Below are 725 nucleotides of genomic sequence, written 5' to 3' on the forward strand. Positions count from 1 at the left end.
CTTCGTCGGGCGCCCCGCGCCGCGGTCGCGCACGATCGTCGCGGGCGCGGCCTCGCGCGGCGGCGGCGGGGGAGTGAGGTCGGTCATCGCCTCCGCGGCGATCGCCGGACCCACTCGCTTCACGAGCGTGCGGCGCACCACGAGGATCCGCTCGGCGCCCGCGACGCGCACCCGCACCTCGTCGCCTGGCCGCACCGACTGCGACGCCTTGGCGCGCTCGTCGCCGACCTTCACGTGCCCGGCCCGGCACGCGGCGGTGGCCTGCGACCGGGTCTTGTAGACGCGCACCGCCCAGAGCCAGCTGTCCACGCGGACGGCGGCCTGCGCGCCGGCCGCCACCGCGGTGACGGGCGGGGCGGCGTCGGACGGCATGCTCCGACCCTAGGCGACGGCTCCCCGCTACGCTGGCCGGAGCATGTCGATCTCCCGCCGCACCCTCCTCACCGCGTCCGTGTCGGGGCTGTCGCTCCTCGGGCTCGCGGCGTGCACGCGGACGACGCCCACGCCCGCGACCCCCACGGTCACCCCGTCGGCCACGCCGACCCCCACGCCCACCGTGGGCGCCGCGGGCCTCCCGGAGCCCGTCGCGTTCGCGCGATCGGACTGGGCGGGCGACCCGTTCGCGCGCGGATCCGGCAGCTTCCTCCGCCCCGGCGCCACGAGCGCCGACCGCGAGGCGCTCGCCCGGCCCGTCCAGGACCGCGTGTTCTTCGCCGGCGAGGCCA

General features: G+C 78.8%; 2 protein-coding genes. One reads left to right on the forward strand and one right to left on the reverse strand.

Annotated elements, in window-relative coordinates:
- Nucleotides 1-372: RNA-binding S4 domain-containing protein (locus tag DZG00_RS16110; RefSeq protein ID WP_119455855.1), on the reverse strand; the 372-nt coding region annotated here is incomplete at its 3' end.
- Nucleotides 373-415: 43 nt separating this feature from the next.
- Between DZG00_RS16110 and DZG00_RS16115 the strand changes: the two genes are divergently transcribed.
- Nucleotides 416-725: FAD-dependent oxidoreductase (locus DZG00_RS16115; protein ID WP_199689845.1), on the forward strand; the 310-nt coding region annotated here is incomplete at its 3' end.

It is taken from the genome of Clavibacter lycopersici, from assembly GCF_003576405.1.
Lineage (GTDB): Bacteria > Actinomycetota > Actinomycetes > Actinomycetales > Microbacteriaceae > Clavibacter > Clavibacter lycopersici.